The organism is Bilophila sp. (assembly GCF_057864385.1).
On sequence record NZ_DBMAFI010000058.1, the window covers coordinates 1 to 19,825 of the forward strand.

The following is a 19,825-nucleotide window of genomic DNA, read 5'->3' on the forward strand; positions in this document are numbered from 1 at the left end:
GACGACTTCTATTGATTGACATTTAGGGCATGGCGGTTTTTCGTTCATGTAATCTTATCGCACATAAATGTCGCGAAGTCATTAGTTTATCAACACCCTCATTCAAACAACCCATAAACCGTCATGTATACTTGATTGTTTATTACATCACAATAAGAATATTCTTTATGTTGACGCGGATACCCTTTTTACATCAGTATTTGACCATACTCTTTTCAAAGATATTGACATTGCAATAACACCAAGACATAGAAAAGAAAGGAAAAAAGAATATTATACAAATGGTTTTATAAATGCAGGCGTTCTTTTCTTTAGAAATACAAACAGCGTAAAGGAATTACTTTTACTTTGGGAGAAAAAATGTTGCGATCCCGACACGACAGATCAGAAGGCTCTCAGCGATATTTTTTCTGATCAAATAAATTTACTTGAAGCAAAGCATATTCAAAAATGGAATGACTTAAATATTCTTCTTCTGGAAGCAGAAATATATAATGATGTTGCCTGTAAAACGGGAAAACTTTTACATTTTAAAAATGCAGGACGGAATGAGAAAGCTTTTAAAAAATATCAACAGTATGCAAAAGCACAGTCTCTCTTTCCTAATATTTTTCAATCAGTAATATCGTTATATAGAAAATATAATATTTTATATAACAATATCATCAAAAGAGAAAAACTATGAATCTTATTTATGCAAAAAAATTTCGATTCCCTGATAATTCCGCAAACATGATTCAGGGAGTAAACATGGTAGCGGCTTTTTATCATTGTAATACAAATACAAATGCTTTTTTTTCATTTAACGATACCATTGATGATAGAAATTTATTTCTCAAAAATTATTATGGAATAAATTTTTCTGCATACTCTGATCGGATACTCTTCACCTCGCAAAAGTTGCGTGGCCTTAAATATAATCTATGGTTGATGAAAAATATTATTACTAAAAAAGATGTAGTACTTTATACACGGGAGGGAACAGAAGCTTTACGCTCTCATTTGCTAAGACATCTCAAAGTACCAGTAGCGCCTCTTTTCCACGAAGTGCATAAATTTGATTTCGATCTTACAGGGAATTCAGATTTTGATAACAATTCGCGAAAAAAAACAGCAAAATTATTTTCTCAGCTTACCGGATTGATTTTTATTGACGAACTGCTAGCAAAACAAGCAAAATCCGTATTTAATATACAAACGCCTATCTACATTGCACCATCAGGTGTGAATATTGCAACTTTTTCAGATTGTAAATATTCTATCCCCACCTCAAAGGTTATACTTGGTTATTTTGGGAAGCTCATTCCCGAGAAAGGCATTTTCCTTCTTCTTGAGGCATTTCGTAAGCTTCCAGAGCGCTACTATTTACGCCTAATCGGGCAATGTGACGAACAAGTACGTAATAACCTTTGTGAGCTCGCCGGAAATGCCGCTTCACGCATACAATTTATGGGGCATGTTGAGCATGCTTCCCTTCCCCATGCAATGCAGGGAGTGCACATTTCCGTTATCCCCTCCATTATGAAAAATCAATTTCTTTCACCTCTTAAGCTTGCAGAATCCCTTGCAATGGGGCTGCCCATCGTTTGTACTCCGATGCCCCATTTGCAACATATTTTGACTTCTGAAAAAAATGCTGTGTTCGCTCATGAAGTTACACCAGAAGGCTTGGCAGCCGCTATCCAAAAGCTAGGAGATTTTCCGCAGCACCTCATCACAATGCAACAGGAAAACCGTCATTATGCAGAAAAATTCTCTTGGGAATCTCGTGCTCAAGGTATTATGCACTTCATGCAACAGGTAATAAGCTAATAATTTATATAGCGCTTCTCACAATTATGGAGACTGTCAAAAAAGTATGCCGTACGCAACCGAACGTCATTCCCTAAAGGGATATACGGCGTCGAACTGACGGCACAGCCAGTTTTCCAACTTTTCCGCCTGAATATCAATGTCGAAGCTCTCCCTGCAGGCTTCGCGTGCGTATTCGCGCAGTTTCAACAGCTCCATATCTGGAAGGTTTATAGCAGCACTGATGGATTCCGCAAAAAGCTCTTCCTTTGCTTCATAAGGCAACATCCACCGCCGCAACCCATCGGGGATTACTTCAGCGACACCCCCAACTTCACGGGTAATCGGCAACAATCCCGCAGCCATCCCTTCCAGCAATGTGTTGGGTAAGCCTTCAGAATAGGAGGCCAGCAGAAAGATATCCCCAGTTTGCAGCTCATCCATGACATTCGTGGAAAACCCATGCCAGACGACGCGATCAGACAGTCCCAGCCTTTGCGTGAGTCGGCGCAACGGCTCTTCTTCTCTGCCCTTGCCCCATATATGCAGCTCAAAGGGCTCCGAAACTTGGGATAATGCCCGCAGCAACATGTCATGCCCCTTATCGGGCTCAAGCTGCTGCGTGCATACCAAGCGCCGGGGGTGGTGCAATTCCAGAGGAACACTTGAGGCTTTTTTGCCATTCAGAACGACATGAACGTCTTCAGCTTTTATATAGGGGAGGCTCTTGATGAAACCTTCAGCGATGAAGCGGCATGGACAAAGAAAAGCTGGACGTATCCAAGCATGCAGCAACCGGGTTTTTAACCGATAAGGAATATCCTCCGGCAGGCCGATCCTTTGTACGACCGGAATCTTCAACAGCCGCGCGGCAACCCCAGCCGTCGCAATGTCCTTTCCTATATTCGTTATGACGACATCAATATCGTGCTTTTTAAATATATTATAAAAAAAACGGACTGCTGATGGATTCAAATCCGCGCCAAAGGAAACCTGTTCGCCGTGCCCCACCCGTTTTTTTGCCGCTTCAATAAATTCAGGCTGCCTGCCATATACGAAGACATGATTACCGCGCTGAGCAAGGCGCTCTGCAAATTGCAGGTACCAAGTTTTTACGCCGCCCCATCCAAACGTGGCGTTCACAAAAGCGATGTTCACGCGCCCACCTTACAGAACCCGGCAGCCGTCTTCAGTGACCAGCACCATATGTTCCCAGCGGATCCCGCCCCATTCGGGGAAGTACAGGCCGGGCTCCACGGTCACGATCATTCCGGGCTCCAGCGGGGTTTTGTTGCGTCCGTTGAGGCTCGGCCCCTCATGGGTTTCCAGCCCGACGCCATGTCCGAGCCCATGCGTAAAGGCTTCGGCAACGCCCAAAAACTCGAAGTGCCCTCTGGCTGCCTTATATACATCACAGGCCGGAACGCCGGGGTGGATGGCCCGGATAGCCTTGCGCTGCGCTTCCTGCACGGCCTCCAGTGTCTTTTTGAATCGATCCGTCGGCTTTTCGCCGATCCAGAAAGTCCGGGTCTGATCGGAACAGTAGTCCTCCAGACGGCATCCCACATCCACCAGCACAAGGTTTTCCGCCTCCAAAAGGACATCTTTGGAAGGCAGGTAGTGCGGGAGCGCCGCGTTGGGGCCATGCCCCACAATGCTCGTGAAGGCCAGCTCGGTCGCCCCGTGATGCCTGAAAAACATTTCAATATCCCACGAGACGGCGGCCTCGCTTCGTCCGGGCACGAGCACGCCGGGCAGCCACTCCATCATCTGCTGGTTCAGGCGGCAGGAAACCTCCATGCGCCGAATCTCTTCCGCATCTTTGATCACGCGAAGCCGTTCGACCAGACCGTCAGCCTTTGAAAGGCGGCAGCTCGATCCCGCCAGCGCTTCCGCAAACTTCTCATAAAACGCCAACGTGACGGCGCGGGCTTCAAAGCCGATGGTTTTGCCGGGCACAAGCCCTTTCAAGAGCTTGGCAATCTCTTCCGGCGCGTCCGCACCGTAGATGAAAACCCGCTCAGGCTCCCACAGCCGCCGGGCCGCGTCCAGATAGCGCGAATCCGTCAAAATCCAGTCTTTGCCGTCCGCCATCACAATCAGGCGGCCCGCGCTTTCGTTCAACTGCACGTCATGCAGCTCAAAACCGGAGAGATAATACCGGTTCGCCGCGTGGCTGATCAAAAGCGCCTCGATTCCCTGTTCCCGCATCAACGCGCGCAGGCGTTCGCGGCGCTGTTCGCACATCTGTTCGGACATAATCGCATCCGTTTGTTTTTATAAATATTTTCAATAAATACGCTGAAGCATACACAAGCAAATACCATATACGGGCATACCCCCCTTGTCCAGCGAGGCGAAGGGGGAGACATTCGCTTTTGCAATGAAAAGCGTATTTCAACTATCTGAAATTCAAAATGAATTTTTTAAAAAGGCTCTGTCATGGCATGTGGTTGTTTCATCTCCACAGCATGCTGAAACTACAGCTTTTTTATCAGGCTTTCCCATTGGCGGAATCCACAGCTAAAACATTTTGTTGGTTATCTCTTTGGAACTTCAAAGAAAAAAGCATCTACCGCTTTCTATGGCACAGCCTTTAAAAAATCATCGAAAAGGTGAATGTCCCGAAGGGGTATGGGAACCCCCTTTTTATCATGGCTCTGTCATAGTATATGGTTGCTCCATCTTTACAACACGGTGAAAATGCAGACTTTTTCTCCATCTTTTCCCTTGACGGAATTCATAGCCAAGGCATTTTGCCGGTTATTCCTTTGGAACTTCAAGGAAAAAAGCATCAACCATTTTCTAGGACACAACCTTTATCATTATAAAGGGCGTTCCCCCTCCCCGATGGAACCTCATCCCACGCTGTTGGGTTCCTCTTCAAAAAGTTCACTGAGGATACTGTTGGAAACAAGCATCCCTTCATCCGTCAGCCGGAACACGCCGTTCCCCATCCGGGCCAACCCCTCAGCACAAAGGCGGAGGGCGAACGGCCCGTGATCTTCCATAAACGGGCGTCCGGCCAAGGATTCATAGGCATCCAGCGGCAAGCCGTCCACGGTTCGCAGGCGCAGCATCATGAGTTCCAGAGCCTGCGTCATCCGATCCAAAGGCTCCCGCTCAGGGCAGCGGCGCCCTTCACGCACCTGCTCCAGCCACCCTTCCCCCTCTGGATTCGTCCAGCGCTCCCCGCCGATCGTGGACGTCGCCGCAGGGCCGACCCCCAGATAGTCCCGGCCTTCCCAGTACCCCAGATTGTGGCGGCACCGGAAACCATCCCCGGCAAAGTTGGATACCTCATAATGATGCAGCCCGGCCTCCTCGAACAGCCGGATGCCTTCAAGGTACATGGCGCACTGTACGTCTTCCGAAGGGAGATCCGCATCCCCACAGGACTCCGCGAGAGGCGTCCCCGGCTCAAGAGTCAGCCCATATGCGGAAACATGCTCCGGCCCAAGCGCGATTGCCGCGCGCACATCGTCCAGCCATTGCCCCAGCGTCTGCCCCGGCAGGCCCCACATCAGGTCAAGGCTCAAATTGGCGCAGCCCGCTTCCCGTATGGCCCGGAACGCCTCCCGCGCCGCATCCGCCCTGTGCAGCCGTCCGAGCGTTTCCAGCATCCCTTCATGCAGCGACTGCACGCCGAGCGAAATCCGGTTGACGCCCGCCGCCAAAAAACCGCTTGCCTTTTCCGCCGTATGCAGGGAATCCGGGTTCGCTTCCATGCTGATTTCCGCTCCGGGCAGCACTTCAAACGTCCGTCCCACGCAATCCAGCACGCCAGCCACTTGATCCGGCTCAAGCAGGCTTGGCGTGCCGCCGCCGAAGAAAACGCTCTCCACGGGCACCCGGCCGAGACGCCCCCCCCACTGCCCCAGCTCGGCATGCAGCGCTGAAAGATACACGCCCACTTCATCGCCCGAACGGGCCAATGGGTTGGAATAGAAAGCGCAGTACCGGCATTTGCGGCGGCAGAACGGCACATGGATATACAAAAGCATAAATACTCCGGGTACGGTTCACGGGATGGCCTCTCTTATCCCGTTTTGCGCCCCGGCACAAACCCATACAAAAAAAACTTTACATCAAGGGGCAGCCCGCATATCGTACCGTGTGGGCATACACCCAAAAAACGTCAAACATCTCAGAGAAGCCGAATGTCCTTCACCCTCCGCCGCTGCGAATACCCCGAAGCCCTCCGAAACGGCATTGCCCCGGCTTCTCTCTATTCCCCGTTGCTCCAGCGGGGTTTTTTTTGAGCTTTTCCGTTTTCCGCCGATACGCCATCGGCCTGCCGAGACGACAGGCTCCAACGTCAACCCGCGAGAAGCCGCCATGCAACAGGAAACCTTCCATTGGCCCCACAAAGACTTGCTGGATGTGGATCAGTTGACGCAGGAAGAACTTTTCCACCTGCTCGATACTGCCGCAAACCTGCACGAAATCAACTCACGGCCAGTCAAGAAAGTCCCTATCCTCAAGGGAAAAAGCGTCGTCCTCTTCTTCGCCGAACCGAGCACCCGCACCAAGACCTCTTTCGACATGGCGGGCAAGCGCCTTTCCGCCGACACCTTCGGGCTGGCGAAATCCGGTTCCAGCCTCCAGAAAGGCGAAAGCATGAAGGATACGGCCCTGACCCTTCAGGCCATGAACCCTGATGTCATCGTCATCCGCCACTCCAGCAGCGGCGCGGCCCAGTTCCTCGCCGAACGCCTGCACTGCGGCGTGGTCAACGCCGGGGACGGCTGGCACGCGCACCCCACCCAGGCCCTGCTCGACGCCTTCTCCCTGCGCCAAGTCTGGGGGCACGACCGGAACGCCTTCAAAGGCAAAAACCTGCTTATCCTCGGCGACTGCGCCCACAGCCGCGTCTGCCGCTCCAACGTGCTGCTGCTCACCAAGCTCGGCGTGAACGTCAGCCTGTGCGCCCCGCGCACCCTCCTGCCCGCGGGCGTGGACAACTGGCCCGTCACGGTCTGCACGGACAGCAAGAAAGCCGTGCGCGACATGGATGCCGTCATGTGCCTGCGCCTCCAGCTCGAACGCCAGCAGGCGGGCCTGCTCCCCGACCTGCGCGAATATTCCAAACGCTTCTGCCTCACCCCGGCCCATATGGAACTGGCCAAGCCCGGCGCGCACATCATGCACCCCGGCCCCATCCTGCGCGGGCTCGACGTTTCCGACGCTCTGGCGGACAGCGCCCAGTCGCTGATCCTCGATCAGGTCTCCGCCGGGGTTTCGGTTCGTATGGCTGTCCTTTACCTCCTCGCCACCCGTCCCGACATCAGGGACAACCTCTAACAACGGAGATCGCCGATGTCCTCCCTTCTTATCAAAAACGCCCGCTATCTGGGCGACTCCGTGGATCTGCTCGTCGCCGACGGCAAGGTGCAGTCCCTCAGCCCTTCCATTGATGCTCCCGCCGACGCCGAAGTCGTGGACGCCGCTGGGAAAATCCTGTTTCCGAGCTTCATTGACGTGCATACCCACCTGCGCGAGCCCGGCTATGAATGGAAGGAAACCGTAGCCACGGGCCTCAGCGCCGCCGCGCACGGCGGGTTCGGGGCCATCCTCTGCATGGCGAACACCGATCCGGTCAACGACGACGCCGCGGTAACGGAACAGATCCTTGAATCCGCCCGCCGCTCGTGGCCCAACGGCCCCCGCGTCCATCCCATCGGGGCGGCCACCGTCGGCCTCAAAGGAGAGGAACTCACCCGCATGTCCGAACTCAAGGACGCCGGATGCGTCGCCATCTCCAATGACGGACGCCCGGTAGGCAATACCGAAATCTTCCGCCGGATGCTGGAATACGCCGCCGATCTCGATCTCATCGTCATCGACCACTGCGAAGATCCCTATCTTGCCGCCAAGTCGCACATGAACGAAGGCGTGACCAGCGGCGTCCTCGGCATCAAAGGCCAGCCCGACGTGGCCGAAACCATTCAGGCTTCGCGCAGCATCCTGCTGGCTGAGTATCTCGGCGTGCCCGTGCACATCGCGCACGTTTCCGCCAAGCGCACGGTGGACATCATCGCATGGGGCAAATCGCGCGGCGTCAAGGTGACCGCCGAGACGACCCCGCACTACCTGACGCTCGACGATACCGCCGTGAACGGCTACAACACGCTCGCCAAGGTAAACCCGCCGCTGCGTACGCCCGCCGACGTCGCCGCCATGCGCGAAGCCGTGAAGACCGGCGTCATCGACATGCTTGCCACCGACCACGCCCCGCACGCCGCGCACGAAAAGGAAACGCCCTTTGACGAAGCGCCCAACGGCTTCACGGGCATGGATCTCGCCCTGACCATCACCTACGGGCTTGTCCGCGAAGGCGTGCTGACCGAAGCCGACCTCATCCGTCTCTGGGCCACGGAGCCCGGCCGCGTGTTCAACCTGCCGGTCAACACCTTCGAGCCCGGCGCGCCCGCTGACTTCTTCCTTTTCGATCCCGACCTCGAATGGCAGGTTACGCCCGAAGCCCTCTACTCCAAGAGCCACAATACCCCGTGGCTCGGCCAGACCCTCAAGGGCCGCGTCGCCGCCCACTGGATCGGCGGCGTGAAGATTGTGTAGGGAAAGTGGATATTGGGGAAGGGAGGGAAAACTTTTCTGAAGAAAAGCTTTTCCCTCCCTTCCCCAAACCCCATCCCTCCCTTTCCAAAGACTTTTGACGTTATCGAATCCCTGTTCGACGCTTTCCCCATAAACAAGAAGGCTGTATCATGGCATGTGGTTGCTTCACCTCCACAGCGCTGTGAAAAATACAGCCTTTTTATCCGGTTTTCCCCTTGTCTAGATCTATGGCTGAGGCATTTTGCTGGTTATTCCTTTGGAACTTCGAGAAAAAACATCCACCGTTTTCTATGACACAGCCAAATCCAAAAGGCTGTGTCACAGAAAACGCTGATGCTTTTTAAAGTGCCAAAAGGATAATCAGCAAGGCTGTGCTTAATTTTACGGTTGATGATTTTGTCAATGAAAAATCAACAGATAAAAGATCGTTCCACGTCTGGTGATGTGGGCCTCTCTCATTTTTTGTTCATTCCATGAAATCCAGTTTTGGAGAATTGTTGCGAGACCTCCAAATAATTTCCAAAAAACTCTTCCTTTCCAGTTGGAATCTTGTATCAACCACAAACTTAAACACAGCCATCAGCAAAGCTTCTCAGCCATGAAACCCATCAACGGAAAACCGGGATAAAAAGGCTGGAGTTCCGTTATTCTCTGAAGATGAAACAATCATATCCCATAACGGAGTCACGAAAAAAGCCGCCTGAACCGAATATGTTCAGGCGGCTTTCCTTATGATAACGTGAACGGCGGTCAGCAAAAAACTTTTCGCAGTCCACCTCCCGTTTTCCACCTTTTGCCGGAACGAACTCCTGTCGCGCGGCCTCCCCACCAGTCGAAAATCTTTGGAAGGGGTGGGGGTGGTTTGGAGGGGGCGGGGAAACCTTTCTCTAGAAAGGTTTCCCCGCCCCCTCCAATCTTCTTCCCTATCCTCTCCCCTTCCCGCCTACTGTAAAATCTTCTCTTCCGGGCCGGGGCCTTCGACGGGGTTGGAGAGGGTGCCGATGCCTTCGATGGACACCTGCACGACGTCATCCGCCTGAATAGGCGAAATGCCGGGCGGCGTCCCCGTAAGGATGACGTCTCCGGGCATCAGCGTCATGACGCGGGAAAGGAAGCAGAGCAAATCCAGAGGACGGAAAATCATGTCCCCGGTATTCGCGGATTGGCGGGTTTCGCCGTTCACAAGGCAGCGGATGGAAAGATCGTTGATGTCCTCAAGCTCGGTCTCAACCCACGGGCCGATGGGACAAAACGTATCGTAGGACTTGCAGTGCCCGATGAGCGGATCGGCCTTCTGCACCTCGCGGGCCGTCACATCGTTGGCGCAGGTGAACCCGAACAGGCTCCCCTCCGCCTCCTCCGGCGTCAGGTTGCGGCATACCTTGCCTACGACCATCGCCAGCTCCGCCTCATGCTCGATGCGGCCCATGCCCGAAGGCAATACGATCGGTTCGCCGTTGCCGATAATGCTGCTCGGCGGCTTAAGGAAAAAACTCGGCATGTTGGGCAGGGGATACCCAAGCTCCTCAGCGTGCGCCTTGTAGTTGAGCCCGACACAAATGACCTTGGAAGGCGTTACCAAAGGAAGCACCTTCGCCTCGGAAAGCGGGATGGGTTCCATGTGCCCCGGCTGTTTGTGCAGACGGAAGACCAGTCCGTCTTCAAGAACGCCGTAATACGCTGTGCCGCCGTGTTCGACCCGTATGATCCGCATGGAACGCTCCTTGTTTGCCTTGTAAAACTGGCCCCAAGATACGCCAGCGCACGCCCGAACGCAATGAAACGGGGTTGCGCCGGATGCCGGGATGCCTTATTCCTTCCCGAACCCCTCAACATTCCCGCGTTTACCGCGACACATGGAGCATCTCCCGATGGCGCAAGGCACTTTCCATATCATCACGTTTGGCTGCCAGATGAACGTCAACGACTCGTTTTGGCTCGCCAGATCCCTGCAACGCCGGGGTTTCGTCGAATCGCCCCTTGAAAAGGCGGAAATCGTCATCCTCAACACCTGCTCGGTGCGCGACAAACCGGAACAAAAAGTCTATGCCGCGCTTGGGCGCATCAAATATGAAACCCGCCGCGTGCCCGGCTCGTTTGCCGTGGTCGCAGGATGCGTGGCCCAGCAGATCGGCGCGGGCTTCTTCGGGCGTTTCCCGCAAGTGCGGCTGGTCGTGGGCGGCGACGGCCTCGCCACGGCTCCCGAAGCCATCGAACGGCTGTATCGCGATCCTTCCCTGCGCCTGAACCTCACCGACTTTTCCGAAATCTACCCGGAACGCGATCCCGCCCTGCCCGCGCAAGGCGAAGGCGAGATCCCGCCGGTGGCTTTCGTCAACATCATGCAGGGCTGCGACAACTTCTGTACCTACTGCATCGTCCCCTTCACGCGGGGCCGCCAGAAATCCCGCGACGCCGGGGCCATCCTTGACGAATGCCGGGCGCTCATCGACAGCGGCGCGAAGGAAATCACCCTGCTCGGCCAGAATGTGAACTCCTACGGCCTCGATAAGCACGCTTCCGGCGGCACGTCGTTCGCGCAGCTTCTACGCCGGGTATCGGAGCTGCCCGGCCTCGCCCGGCTGCGTTTCGTGACCCCGCATCCTAAAGATCTCTCCCCGGAGGTCATCGCCATGTTCGGGGAAGTGCCGAACCTCTGCCCGCGCCTGCACTTGCCGCTCCAAGCCGGATCGGATCGCGTGCTGGCCCGCATGAACCGCAAGTATGACATGGCCCGCTACATGGCGCTTGTGGAAGGGCTCCGCGCCGCACGCCCCGACATCGCCCTGTCCACGGATCTCATCGTCGGCTTTCCCGGCGAAACGGAAGGGCAATTTCAAGAAACGCTGGACGCCGTGCGTGCGGTCAACTTCATGTCGAGCTTCTCCTTCTGCTATTCCGACCGCCCCGGAACCGCCGCCAGCCGCCACACCGACAAGGTCGAGCCCGCCGAAAAGCTGCGCCGCCTCGAACGCCTTCAGGCCTTGCAGGAGGAGCTTTCCGCTGAATGGCTCAAGGCCCGCGTGGGCTGTGAAACGGATATCCTGCTCGAAGGGATCAGCCGCAAGCAGGACGGCGAAGACGCCGACAGGGAAAGCTGGCAGGGGCGCGACCCATGGGGCGACGCCGTCAACGTCTCCTTGCCTACCGGAACCGGCAAACCCGGCCTCATCGTGCCCGTCGCCATTGTAACCGCAAAGAAACATTCTTTGGTAGGCAAAGCCAAAGGATAACCCCTTGAAAGGAAGGAGGGAAATGTTCCCCAGAAATCTTTTCCCTCCCTTCCCTCAAGCAGGCTGTGCGGCCTCTCCCCTTCCAATGTATCGTATGTATTGCCCCAGCGTTTCCCGGAACCGGCTTTCTTTGGCAAGGGATACCCTTCAAAGTGCAATCCCCTAAAGCGGAAGGAGCACCATGTTCGACTTCCATATCCATGTGAACTGTTCGGGCGGGCGGGACGGGCTGCTGCCCTCGGAAGCCATGCGTCTGGCGAAATGCGCGGGGTTCCGGGCCGTCGGCCTGATCGTCCGGGCCGATACCTCGACCCTGCCGCTTCTGCTTCCCTCGCTCAAAACGCTGGTGAAAACCTGCTCCCTGTACGCGGGCATCGAAGCTTTCGCCGGGGTGGAGCTGGTGCATGTCCCCCCCGCCCTCCTGCCTGATGCCGTTGAACAGGCGCGGGATCAAGGTGCCGCACTGGTTCTTGCGCACGGCGAAAGCATCCCCCGCCAGCTTGCCGATGTGGTGGAGACGGGAACGAACCTCGCCGCCATCAATGCGGGCGTGGATATTTTGGCCCATCCCGGCCTGATTACGGTGGAGGATGCCCAGCTCGCCGCCGAGAAAGGCGTGTTGCTGGAATTGAACACGGCCCCCCGGCACTGCCTCGCCAATGGGCATATCGTCCGCATGGCCGAACGCTTCGGCTGCGAACTGCTGCTTAACTCCGACGCTTCCGGTTCAGCCGACTTTGAATCCCCCGACGTCACGCAGGCACTGCGCAAGGCCGCCGCCCTCGGTGCGGGCCTTGATGCCGAAGGGCTTTCGCGCCTCCATGTGACCGAAAGGAAACTTGTGCAGAAGCTGCTGCGCCCATAAAACAGGTGCTTTAATGTAAAAACATTGGGGAGGGGGAGGAGGAACTTTCTGGAGAAGGGGCCCCCACGTTCCTCCTCCCTCTCCCCTCCCCCACTTCTCTTCAAAGACTTTCGGCCTTATCGGATCCCTGCTGCCCGTTTTTCCCGGAAAACGCAGGCCGCGATAAGCTCAGGCAAGAACCTTTCCGACAAAAAAACGGCACAACGGAACTTCCGCCGCGCCGCCTCCCCACCAGTCAAAGTTTTTGCGGGTGGGGGTCCGGGGGAGGGAGCTTTTTTTAAAAAGCTCCCTCCCCCGTGCCTTTCTCCCAAACGCTACCGTCCCAAATGATGCCACGCGGAACGGACGGTGTTCTTCATGAGCATGGCGATGGTCATAGGCCCCACGCCGCCGGGCACGGGGGTAATCTTCCCGGCCACCTTGCTGGCCTCGGCAAAATCCACATCCCCGGAAAGAATGGGCTTGCCCGTCTTCTCGTTGAAGCCCACCCGGTTGACGCCCACGTCGATGACCGTCGCGCCGGGCTTGATCCAGTCCGGCTTCACCAGACCGGGAACGCCGGCCGCGACGATCAGGATGTCGGCCCGGCGGCAATGCCCCGCCAAGTCTTGGGTGCGGGTGTGAACCATCGTTACCGTGGCGTTGGCGCCGGGCCCCTTCTGGCCAAGCATAATGGAAATGGGCTTGCCGACGATGTTGGAACGGCCAACGACCACGACTTCGGCCCCGGCCATCTCGACGCCGGAGCGCACCAGCATCTCCTGAATCCCAGCAGGCGTGCAGGGCAGGAAACGCACCGCATCGCCGCCGATAACCATACGGCCCAGATTGACGGGATGGAACCCGTCGACGTCCTTGTCCGGGTCGATGGCGTAAATGATCTTGTTTTCGTCGATATGCTTGGGGAGCGGAAGCTGGACAAGGATGCCGTGGATGGACGGGTCCCGGTTGTACTTGTCGATCAGCGCGAGAAGCGCCTCTTCGCTGATGTCCGCGGGCTGGTTGTCCTGAACCTCATGAAAGCCGAGCGACAGCGCGGTCTTCACCTTCAAGGTCACATAACTGATCGAAGCCGGGTTTTCCCCGACCAAAATGGTCACAAGGCCCGGAACCGTGCCGTGCTTTTCCCGAATGGCCTCAACTTCCTGACGCAGTTCGTCAAGAATCGCCGCCCTCATCTCCGTGCCGCTGATGATGTCCGCCATGTGCTGTCCTTGGGTCAGAGTGTCCGTCAGGCCCTATTGCGCGGCCTGTTCCTTCTTTTTCGCGAGATACTCGGTCTGGAACGTACACATCCGCAGGGCGTTGCGGTATTCCCCATTGCTGAAGAACTCGTGCTTCAATTCCCCTTCCACCTCGAATCCGAGCTTCTTATAAACGTGGATGGCCTTTTTGTTTTCCGTATCCACGATAAGGTACAGTTTATAGAGGTTGAGCACCGTAAACGCATAGTCCATGACAAGCAGGACGGCCTTCGCCGCGTAGCCGAGCCCTTGGTGCGCGGGGGCGATGATGATCTGGAATTCGGCCCTGCGGTGGATGTAATCGATCTCGACAAGCTCGACCAGGCCGACCTTGGCCTTATCGTGCTCGACGATGAAACGGCGCTCGCTCTGATCGTGGATGTGCTTGTCATACAGATCCGTCAGTTCCACAAACGCCTCATACGGCTCCTCAAACCAGTAGCGCATCACACTGGCATTGTTGTCCAGCTGATGGATAAACGGCAGATCCTCCCGCTCCAGCGGGCGCAATCGAATTGTTGGGTCAACGGCCATAATTTGCCCGGAAAATGAATTCCTGAGTGAAAGATGAGTGAACTCCGCAGCGCCCGCCCCTTTCGGCGGCACCCGGAATGCCTCTCATATAGAATCAGGAAGGGAAAAAGCAAGCTTACCGACAGGTCACAACAAAAAAAATGAGTGAAACCCCATCCGCAGCGCGCCGCGCCATCCGAAAGGAATCTGAGAGGAAAAGGCTTTGAAAGACGGAGGGAAAGAAAAGGAGGGGCGCCTTTCCAGATGACGCCCCTCCCGCTGTTGTTCAAATCAGAAAATGCCCTTCACCCTGCCGGTCTCGACGTCCACGTCGACCCTGCGGAAAGAGGGATTGGAGCCCGTTCCGGGCATGAGCGTGATGGAGCCGGAAACCGGCACCACAAACCCCGCACCGCCAAAGATGAGCACGTCGCGGATACGCAGCCTCCACCCCTTGGGAGCGCCCTTCACGCCCGGATCGTCGGACAGGGACAGGTGCGTCTTCACCATGCACAGGCCAAGCTCATTGGCGTCGCCGCGCTTCTGGATGTCGGCCAGCTTGCGGGAGGCTTCGGCGGAAAAGTCCACGCCGTCCGCGCCGTACACGTCGCGGGCCACCAGCTCGATACGTTCCTTGAACGGCATGTCCCACGAGTACAGCGGTTTGAATTCGGCCTTGTCGTTGCAGGCGTCCATGACGGCATCAGCCAGCTCCAGCGCGCCTTCGCCGCCGTGTTCCCAGTGCGTGGACAGGGCCACGCGCGCCCCGGCCGCTTCGCACAGCTCACGGACTTTGGCGATTTCCGCCTTGGTGTCGGTCACAAAAGCGTTGATGCACACCACGGGCGACACACCGGAACGTTTCACCGTCTCGATATGGTGCAGCAGGTTGCAGCAGCCCGCCTCCACGAACCCCACGTTCTCGGTACGGTATTCCTCAGGCAACGGGCGTCCCGGCACGGGCACGGGCGCACCGCCGTGGCTCTTGAGCGCGCGGATGGTCGCCACGACCACGGCGGCATCCGGGGTGAGGCCGCTGTAGTGGCACTTGAGGTTCCAGAATTTCTCATACCCGATGTCCGCGCCGAAACCGGACTCCGTAACATGGTATTCATTCAGCTTGAGGCCGATGCGGTCGGCAATGACCGAACTCTGCCCGATGGCGATGTTGGCGAACGGCCCGGCATGGACGAACACGGGCTGGCCTTCGATGGTCTGGATGAGGTTCGGGTTGATGGCTTCCACCATCCACGCGGTCATCGCGCCGTCCACTTCGAGATCGGCGGTGGTCACGGGCTTGCCGTCACGGTCGTAGGCCACGATGATCTTGCCCATGCGCTGCCGGAGGTCTTTCAAATCCTTGGCGATGGCGAGGATGGCCATGACTTCGGAAGACACGGCGATGTCGAAACGGGAACGCATCATGAACCCGTCAGAACGCCCGTTGGTGCCGTCCATGCCGATGATGATGTTGCGCAGGGACTGGCAGCAGAAGTCCATGACCCAGCCCATGTTTACATTGGTGGGGTCGATGTTCAGGCGGGGCATCCCCGACAGCTTGAGCAGCTTTTCATCGTTGTAGTTCCGCTCGTGCTGCATACGGGAGGTCAACGCCACCATAGCGAGGTTGTGGGCGTTCATCACGGCGTTGATGTCGCCGGTAAAGCCCAAGGAATATTGCGTCAAAGGGATGCACTGGGAAAGCCCGCCGCCCGCGGCCGAGCCCTTCACACCCATCGTGGGGCCGCCCGAAGGCTGGCGGATGGCGGCGGAAGCGCGCTTGTTGCGGCGTCCGAGGCCCTGCACGAGGCCGATGGTGGTCGTGGATTTGCCTTCGCCGAGGGGCGTGGGCGTAATGGCGGTCACATCAATATATTTGCCGTTGGGCTTGTCGCCGAGGCGCTCAAGCACGGCCCGGTAATCGACCTTGCCCATCACATGGCCGTAAGGCAGGAGCTCTTTATCAAGGAGGCCCATATCACGACCAAGCTGCTGCACGGTTTTCATACCGGTTTCGGCATCCTGAGCGATTTCCCAGTCAGCATGTTTTTTCGGATCGAGCACCATGAGTGCCTCCTTTTTCTTTTAATAAGAAAATCAAAAAAAGTCTGTCGGCATCGACAAGATTGACTCCCCATATAACCTTTTCCGAAAATTTTCCAGCGGAATTTTTATACGGTCGCCATATTTCCCTAAAGGGGCCGGGGCGGAACCGCCGGCCGCCGCCAAACTTTTTGCTTGCTAACAGCGGGTAAGGGCTGGCAAAAGAGACTGACGGAATGTTTCCGTCCGGTTCCCCCGCCGCCGAGCCCTATTGGGGGAATGCCAAAGACTTGCCGAGAGAGGTATCTGTGAGCAAAATCGTTGTTTCGGTCATCGGTCTGGATTGCCCCGGCGTCGTTTATGCCGTGTCCAGCACCCTTTCGGCCCTTGAATGCAATATCGAAGAAGTGAGCCAGACTATCCTCAAGAACCAGTTTGCAGCCATTTTCGTGGCCAACAAACAGGAAAGCCTGGACAACGGCACCATCCACACCCAGCTTTCCAAAGCCATTGAAGCCCGCGGGATGCACCTTTCGGTCACGATCCGCGATTTTGAGGAAGGCGATACGTCCGGTTCCGCCGAGAGCGAACCTTTCGTCGTGACCGTGGACGGCGAAGACCGTTTTGAAATCATTGCCGCGTTCTCCAAAATTTTTGCGGATCAGAAGGTGAACATCGAAAACCTCAAGGCCCTCATGCCTGAGGAGGAAAAGCGCGCCTTGCTGGTATTCGAGATCTCCCTGCCGATGGAAATCGACCGCAACGCCCTGCGCCGCACCCTCAAGGACAAAGCCCGCACCCTGGGCCTCCAGCTCAGCATGCAGCACCGCGACATCTTCGAGGCCCTGCACCGCGTACAGCCGGTTTAGCGGCCATACGGGGCCCCGAAGCCAACGGCAACCTCTCCCCTTCCCGCAGGTTCCCCCCAAGGCGGCGGGGAGGCTCCATCCGTGCCAAAAACAAACTTCCCGGAGGAAGTTTCCATGCTTACAGATCGTGAAGTCCTCAGCACCCTGAACATGCTGCGCAACGAGCACCTTGATGTGCGTACCGTGACGCTCGGCATCAGCCTTTTCGACTGCGCCAGCCACGATTTCGACGTGTTCGCCTACCGGGTGCGCGCCAAGATCGCCAAATACGCCGCCAAACTCGTCGCCACCTGCAACGAGGTGGGGGACAAGTTCGGCATCCCCGTCGTCAACAAGCGCATCAGCGTCAGCCCCATCGGGGTGGTGGGCGCGTCCTTCTCCCGCGATCAGATGGTACGGGCCTGCCAAGTGCTCGACGAGTCCGCCAAGGACGCGGGCGTCGATTTCCTCGGCGGCTTCGGCGCGCTGGTGGAAAAAGGCATCACGCCCGGCGAGCGCAACCTTATCGACGCGCTGCCGGAAGCCCTTGCCACCACGGATCGCATCTGTTCCTCCATCAACGTGGCCTCGACGCGATCCGGCATCAATATGGATGCCGTGGCCCTGCTCGGCCAGCGCATCCTTGACGTCGCCGAAGCCACCCGCGACCGTGACGGCCTCGGCTGCGCCAAGCTGGTGGTGTTCGCCAACATCCCGCAGGACGTGCCTTTCATGGCGGGCGCGTACCTCGGCGTGGGCGAGCCCGACGTGGTGATCAACGTGGGCGTTTCCGGGCCCGGCGTGGTCAAGAAAGCCATCGACCGCGCGATGGAAAACCACAAGCCCGGCGAATTCACGCTCGGCGAGGTAGCCGAAGTCATCAAGCGCACGGCCTATAAGGTAACGCGCGTCGGTGAAATCATCGGCAAGGAAGTGGCGCAGCGCCTCGACCTGCCCTTCGGCGTCGCGGACCTGTCCCTTGCCCCGACGCCCGCCGTGGGGGACTCCGTAGGCGAAATCTTCCAGAGCGTGGGCCTGTCCTCCATCGGCGCGCCCGGAACCACCGCCGTGCTCGCCATGCTCAACGACGCCGTCAAAAAGGGCGGCGCGTTCGCCTCTTCCCATGTGGGCGGCTTGTCCGGCGCGTTCATCCCGGTTTCCGAGGACTCCAGCATTGAGGCGGCCACCCGTTCCGGCGCGCTGTCCCTCGAAAAGCTCGAAGCCATGACCAGCGTGTGCTCCGTCGGCCTCGACATGATCGCCATCCCCGGCGACACGCCCGCCGCCACCATTTCCGGCATCATCGCCGACGAAATGGCTATCGGCATGATCAACTCCAAGACCACCGCCGTGCGCGTCATCCCCGTACCCGGCAAGGGCGTCGGCGAAAAGGCCTGCTTCGGCGGGCTGCTCGGCGAGGCCGACATCATCCCCGTGCCCGGCGGCGACGCCAGCTCCTTCATCAGCCTCGGCGGGCGCATACCCGCACCGATCCACAGCTTGAAGAACTAAGGGGAATTGGGGAAGGGAGGGGGAACCTTTCTGGAGAAAGGTTCCCCCTCCCTTCCCCAAACCCCATCCCTCCCCTTCCCAAGACTTTCATCTGTGCAGCCGCCCGCCGCATTGGTTCCCGGCTATAGTAAAAGGCTGTATCATAGAAAATAGCTGATGCTTTTTCCTTAAAATTTCAAAGGAATTACCAGGAAAAATGCCTTAGCCGGGGATTCCGCCAAGGGGAAAGCTGGAGAAAAAGGCTGTATGTTCACCGTCCGGCTTCCGAGGATTCCAGCAGTGGGGCGGCCATCCGTTCCGGCGCGCTGTCCCTTGAAAAGCTCAAAGCTATGACCGGCGGATCCCGTCGGCCTCGACATGATCGCCATCCCCGGCGACACGTCCGCCGCCACCATTTCCGGCATCATCACTGTAGAGATGAAACAACAGGATACTATGACAGAGCCTAGGCCGTGTCGTCATTTTATATATAACTATATTAAATCATTAAAAATAATATTTTATTGTTTAAAATAGTTAAATAGTATCAATATATTATATTTAATTGACGACACGACCTAGTGAAAAATGCCGATCCTCACGAAGCTGTTTGGATTTACGGGATTCTTTTAGCTTTGTGTCTCCTTGCTTTTCCTGAGAAAGCCCCAAATATTTTCAGAGCTGCACTCTCCTCATTAGGCCGTGTCATCATTCAATATATAATTATTTAAAATTATTAAAATAATATTTTGTAACTTAAAAACAGATCAATAATTTCAATATATTATATAATCAATGACCCCGCCTAGAGCAGATTAACTTTAAAGGCTGTGTTATAGAAAATGGTTGATGCTTTTTTCCTTGAAACTCCAAAGGGATAACCGGAAAAAAACCTTAGCCGTGAATCCCGCCAAAGGGAAAACTGGAAAAAGGCTCTATTTTTCACCGCACTGTAGAGATGAAACAACCACATACTATAGCAGAACCACGTTAAAAATTTACAATAGTAAAGGGTAAGGCACGCCCGATCCGGGATTGAACAGCACAAATGCATTGCGCTTATGCCTTCGCAGCGACCGCCTGCTTCCCGCAGTCGGAAGAACATTTCCAACGTGAAAACGCCCTAACAAAGACGGCCTCCCTCCATTCCCCCAAAAGCATGAACAGGGATTCTATAACGTCAAAAGTCTTTGAAGAGAGGGGGATGGGGGTTCGGGG

The 19,825-nt window shown here is 56.1% G+C and carries 15 protein-coding genes and 1 pseudogene; 9 read left to right on the forward strand and 7 right to left on the reverse strand.

From position 1 onward, the window contains the following. The first annotated feature begins 127 nt into the window (after window positions 1-127). Window positions 128-685, forward strand: coding sequence for a putative nucleotide-diphospho-sugar transferase (locus ACZM8Y_RS14440; RefSeq protein ID WP_489501828.1), 558 nt, complete (start codon window positions 128-130; stop codon window positions 683-685). Next, a complete protein-coding gene (locus tag ACZM8Y_RS14445) occupies window positions 682-1,812 on the forward strand; it encodes a glycosyltransferase family 4 protein (protein WP_482333985.1) in 1,131 nt (376 codons plus the stop codon). The genes ACZM8Y_RS14440 and ACZM8Y_RS14445 overlap by 4 nt, the downstream gene beginning before the upstream one ends. A gap of 66 nt (window positions 1,813-1,878) precedes the next feature. On the opposite strand, the gene ACZM8Y_RS14450 is transcribed toward ACZM8Y_RS14445, so the two are convergent. The 3 genes from ACZM8Y_RS14450 to hemW form a co-directional block, all read right to left on the reverse strand. Further along, window positions 1,879-2,949, reverse strand: a complete 1,071-nt coding sequence (locus ACZM8Y_RS14450) for a glycosyltransferase (protein ID WP_482333983.1) — start codon at window positions 2,947-2,949, stop codon at window positions 1,879-1,881. 9 nt (window positions 2,950-2,958) lie between these two features. Beyond that, window positions 2,959-4,050 carry a M24 family metallopeptidase gene (locus ACZM8Y_RS14455; RefSeq protein WP_337431051.1) on the reverse strand — a complete coding sequence of 364 codons (1,092 nt, stop codon included), beginning with the start codon at window positions 4,048-4,050 and terminating at the stop codon, window positions 2,959-2,961. Window positions 4,051-4,649: 599 nt separating this feature from the next. Beyond that, window positions 4,650-5,795 carry a radical SAM family heme chaperone HemW gene (gene hemW, locus ACZM8Y_RS14460; protein ID WP_482333981.1) on the reverse strand — a complete coding sequence of 382 codons (1,146 nt, stop codon included), beginning with the start codon at window positions 5,793-5,795 and terminating at the stop codon, window positions 4,650-4,652. A gap of 334 nt (window positions 5,796-6,129) precedes the next feature. Here hemW and ACZM8Y_RS14465 point away from each other — a divergent pair, with 334 nt between their 5' ends. Both ACZM8Y_RS14465 and ACZM8Y_RS14470 read left to right on the forward strand, forming a co-directional pair. After that, the gene (locus ACZM8Y_RS14465) at window positions 6,130-7,095 is read left to right on the forward strand and encodes an aspartate carbamoyltransferase catalytic subunit (protein ID WP_302554751.1); all 966 of its coding nucleotides are present in this window, start codon (window positions 6,130-6,132) and stop codon (window positions 7,093-7,095) included. A gap of 15 nt (window positions 7,096-7,110) precedes the next feature. After that, window positions 7,111-8,370, forward strand: coding sequence for a dihydroorotase (locus ACZM8Y_RS14470; RefSeq protein ID WP_482333979.1), 1,260 nt, complete (start codon window positions 7,111-7,113; stop codon window positions 8,368-8,370). A 943-nt stretch (window positions 8,371-9,313) separates the two neighbouring features. Here ACZM8Y_RS14470 and ACZM8Y_RS14475 read toward each other — a convergent pair. Further along, a complete protein-coding gene (locus ACZM8Y_RS14475) occupies window positions 9,314-10,084 on the reverse strand; it encodes a fumarylacetoacetate hydrolase family protein (protein ID WP_308772221.1) in 771 nt (256 codons plus the stop codon). A 157-nt stretch (window positions 10,085-10,241) separates the two neighbouring features. Here ACZM8Y_RS14475 and miaB point away from each other — a divergent pair, with 157 nt between their 5' ends. Both miaB and ACZM8Y_RS14485 read left to right on the forward strand, forming a co-directional pair. Further along, the gene (gene miaB, locus ACZM8Y_RS14480) at window positions 10,242-11,603 is read left to right on the forward strand and encodes a tRNA (N6-isopentenyl adenosine(37)-C2)-methylthiotransferase MiaB (RefSeq protein ID WP_482333976.1); all 1,362 of its coding nucleotides are present in this window, start codon (window positions 10,242-10,244) and stop codon (window positions 11,601-11,603) included. Between the two features lie 181 nt (window positions 11,604-11,784). Then, a complete protein-coding gene (locus tag ACZM8Y_RS14485) occupies window positions 11,785-12,468 on the forward strand; it encodes a histidinol phosphate phosphatase domain-containing protein (protein WP_482333974.1) in 684 nt (227 codons plus the stop codon). A 314-nt stretch (window positions 12,469-12,782) separates the two neighbouring features. Here ACZM8Y_RS14485 and folD read toward each other — a convergent pair whose 3' ends face one another. The 3 genes from folD to ACZM8Y_RS14500 form a co-directional block, all read right to left on the reverse strand. Beyond that, window positions 12,783-13,673 (reverse strand): bifunctional methylenetetrahydrofolate dehydrogenase/methenyltetrahydrofolate cyclohydrolase FolD, encoded by an 891-nt coding sequence (folD, locus tag ACZM8Y_RS14490; protein WP_482334528.1) that lies wholly within the window; start codon window positions 13,671-13,673, stop codon window positions 12,783-12,785. A 33-nt stretch (window positions 13,674-13,706) separates the two neighbouring features. Further along, a complete protein-coding gene (speG, locus tag ACZM8Y_RS14495) occupies window positions 13,707-14,246 on the reverse strand; it encodes a spermidine N1-acetyltransferase (RefSeq protein WP_302552400.1) in 540 nt (179 codons plus the stop codon). A gap of 270 nt (window positions 14,247-14,516) precedes the next feature. After that, the gene (locus ACZM8Y_RS14500) at window positions 14,517-16,292 is read right to left on the reverse strand and encodes a formate--tetrahydrofolate ligase (protein ID WP_302552401.1); all 1,776 of its coding nucleotides are present in this window, start codon (window positions 16,290-16,292) and stop codon (window positions 14,517-14,519) included. 284 nt (window positions 16,293-16,576) lie between these two features. Between ACZM8Y_RS14500 and ACZM8Y_RS14505 the strand changes: the two genes are divergently transcribed. From ACZM8Y_RS14505 to ACZM8Y_RS14515, 3 genes and pseudogenes are all read left to right on the forward strand, one after another. Further along, entirely contained in the window at window positions 16,577-17,137 is a 561-nt protein-coding gene (locus tag ACZM8Y_RS14505; protein ID WP_302552402.1) for a glycine cleavage system transcriptional repressor, read from the forward strand. Window positions 17,138-17,251: 114 nt separating this feature from the next. After that, window positions 17,252-18,628: a PFL family protein gene (locus tag ACZM8Y_RS14510; RefSeq protein ID WP_302552403.1), complete on the forward strand. Its 1,377-nt coding sequence runs from the start codon at window positions 17,252-17,254 to the stop codon at window positions 18,626-18,628. Window positions 18,629-18,885: 257 nt separating this feature from the next. Further along, window positions 18,886-19,048, forward strand: a pseudogene (locus ACZM8Y_RS14515) (DUF711 family protein); the annotation flags it as partial. Window positions 19,049-19,825: the final 777 nt, after the last annotated feature.

Coding starts and splice junctions, on each gene's coding strand:
- ACZM8Y_RS14500 (WP_302552401.1), bottom strand. CDS start 16,292: ATGGTGCTCGATCCGAAAAAACATGCTGACTGGGAAATCGCTCAGGAT.
- ACZM8Y_RS14485 (WP_482333974.1), top strand. CDS start 11,785: ATGTTCGACTTCCATATCCATGTGAACTGTTCGGGCGGGCGGGACGGG.
- ACZM8Y_RS14475 (WP_308772221.1), bottom strand. CDS start 10,084: ATGCGGATCATACGGGTCGAACACGGCGGCACAGCGTATTACGGCGTT.
- ACZM8Y_RS14465 (WP_302554751.1), top strand. CDS start 6,130: ATGCAACAGGAAACCTTCCATTGGCCCCACAAAGACTTGCTGGATGTG.
- miaB (WP_482333976.1), top strand. CDS start 10,242: ATGGCGCAAGGCACTTTCCATATCATCACGTTTGGCTGCCAGATGAAC.
- hemW (WP_482333981.1), bottom strand. CDS start 5,795: ATGCTTTTGTATATCCATGTGCCGTTCTGCCGCCGCAAATGCCGGTAC.
- ACZM8Y_RS14455 (WP_337431051.1), bottom strand. CDS start 4,050: ATGTCCGAACAGATGTGCGAACAGCGCCGCGAACGCCTGCGCGCGTTG.
- ACZM8Y_RS14470 (WP_482333979.1), top strand. CDS start 7,111: ATGTCCTCCCTTCTTATCAAAAACGCCCGCTATCTGGGCGACTCCGTG.
- ACZM8Y_RS14510 (WP_302552403.1), top strand. CDS start 17,252: ATGCTTACAGATCGTGAAGTCCTCAGCACCCTGAACATGCTGCGCAAC.
- speG (WP_302552400.1), bottom strand. CDS start 14,246: ATGGCCGTTGACCCAACAATTCGATTGCGCCCGCTGGAGCGGGAGGAT.
- ACZM8Y_RS14445 (WP_482333985.1), top strand. CDS start 682: ATGAATCTTATTTATGCAAAAAAATTTCGATTCCCTGATAATTCCGCA.
- folD (WP_482334528.1), bottom strand. CDS start 13,673: ATGGCGGACATCATCAGCGGCACGGAGATGAGGGCGGCGATTCTTGAC.